General features: G+C 35.2%; 1 protein-coding gene and 2 tRNA genes. All 3 read right to left on the bottom strand.

Features of this window, described 5'->3' with window-relative positions; translation table 11 throughout:
* Nucleotides 1–113: 113 nt before the first annotated feature.
* Nucleotides 114–186, bottom strand: a tRNA-Asp gene (locus tag IDG60_RS12080).
* A gap of 7 nt (nt 187–193) precedes the next feature.
* Nucleotides 194–268: transfer RNA gene (locus IDG60_RS12075), tRNA-Glu, on the bottom strand.
* 428 nt (nt 269–696) lie between these two features.
* Nucleotides 697–1980 carry an adenylosuccinate synthase gene (locus IDG60_RS12070; protein WP_000095328.1) on the bottom strand — a complete coding sequence of 428 codons (1284 nt, stop codon included), beginning with the start codon at nt 1978–1980 and terminating at the stop codon, nt 697–699.
* Nucleotides 1981–2070 lie beyond the last annotated feature (90 nt).

The following is a 2070-nucleotide window of genomic DNA, read 5'->3' as shown; positions in this document are numbered from 1 at the left end:
TAAAGAAAATGGACGAACAGATAAATCAATATGATTATCATTCGTCCATATATCTTTTATTAATATAATATTAAACGCAAAAAAATGCCTATCCTCTTGGATAGGCATTTGTACGGTCTCGACGGGAATCGAACCCGCGATCTCCTGCGTGACAGGCAGGCGTGTTAACCGCTACACTACGAGACCTAAAAAATGGTGACTCCTACGGGACTCGAACCCGTGTTACCGCCGTGAAAGGGCGGTGTCTTAACCGCTTGACCAAGGAGCCGTTCTTAAGCACAAGATAGATTATAGCACAGCCAATCTTGCCATGACAAGATATTTTTTACATAATTTTGCTATTATTTTTTGAAGAATGTTATAAGTGAAAAATTGCATTTTATTGGCAGTCTATTTATTATAATAATTACGCTATTTTTGAAATTTTTCTATTTTAGGTACTTTCATTTACACTTACGTCTACTCTATTTTAATAGCTATTTTCGACATCAGACTTATTAAATTCAAGTATTTCTTCTTAATTTTGTTAAATATCATCTAATCTTTTAAATTATGACTAGCAAATATCACCTTTACGTTAGTAATTTTTATCTAAATAATCGAATCGATACAGAAGCAAACAAAGCAAAAGCCTCCTACCAATAAAGATAGAAGGCTCATGTATTTATAATCATTGCGTATGACTTATATAAAGTTCTACCACAATTCTTTTAATAGGTTTGTTTGTTCTCTATCTGGACCAACTGAGAAGATAGAAATTTGTACATTACATAATTCTGAAATACGCTCTAAATATTTACGTGCATTTTCAGGTAATTCTTCTAAAGTACGCACACTTGTTACGTCTTCTGTCCAACCTGGTAACTCTTCAAAGATTGGTTTACAACGTTTTAATTGATCTAAGTTTGCTGGGTACTCAGTAATTTCTTTACCGTCTAATTCATAAGCTGTACAGATTTTCACTGTGTCTAGGCCTGTTAAAACATCGATTGAGTTAATAGATAAATCTGTAATACCACTTACACGACGAGAGTGACGTAATACAACTGAGTCAAACCAACCTACACGACGTGGACGTCCTGTTGTTGTACCGTATTCACGACCAACTTCTCTAATATGATGTCCATCTTCATCGAATAATTCAGTAGGGAATGGACCATCACCAACACGTGATGTATAAGCTTTACATACACCAATTACCTTCGAAACGAATGTAGGACCTACACCTGTACCAACAGTAACGTTACCTGCAATTGGATTACTTGATGTAACGAATGGATATGTACCATGGTCGATATCTAACATTACACCTTGCGCACCTTCGAAAAGTACCTTTTCATCTGCTACAAATGCATCGTCTAAGATTTTTGATGTGTCTGTTACAAATTCTTTTAAACGTTGACCTGCAGCATAGTATTCTTCAAAGATATCATCAAATGATGGACATGTTTCGTTAAACATACCTTTGAAATATGCTTGTTTATATTCAATGTTTGATTTTAATAATCTTTCGAATGTTTCTTTTTCAAGTAAATCTGCCATACGAATACCGATACGTTGAACTTTGTCTACATATGCTGGACCGATACCTTTTTTAGTTGTACCAATCTTATTGTCACCGCGTAAACGTTCTTCATATTCATCTTGTGCTAAGTGATATGGTAAAATCACTTGCGCACGATTAGATATACGTAAATTACTTGTAGGAATGCCACGTTCATTTAATCCGTCTAATTCTTTCAATAGTGCAACTGGATCAACAACGACACCGTTACCGATTACCGCTAATTTGTCTTTGTAAAAGATACCAGATGGTACTAAATGTAATTTATATGTTTCTCCGCCAAATTGAATGGTATGGCCTGCATTATTACCACCTGAAAAACGCGCGATAACATCTGACTGTTCTGCCAAGAAATCCGTTATTTTTCCTTTTCCTTCGTCTCCCCATTGTGTCCCAACTACTACGATTGATGACATGTGAGCACCTCCAAGTTTTTCTCATTTAACCATTTGATATTCTACCAATATCGAGACCATAATGCAAATAAAAATCGAACATTGATTTTC

It is taken from the genome of Staphylococcus sp. EG-SA-2, assembly GCF_017152085.1.
Note: the sequence above shows the minus strand (reverse complement) of the source record. Positions and strands in the feature narration are given on the sequence as shown.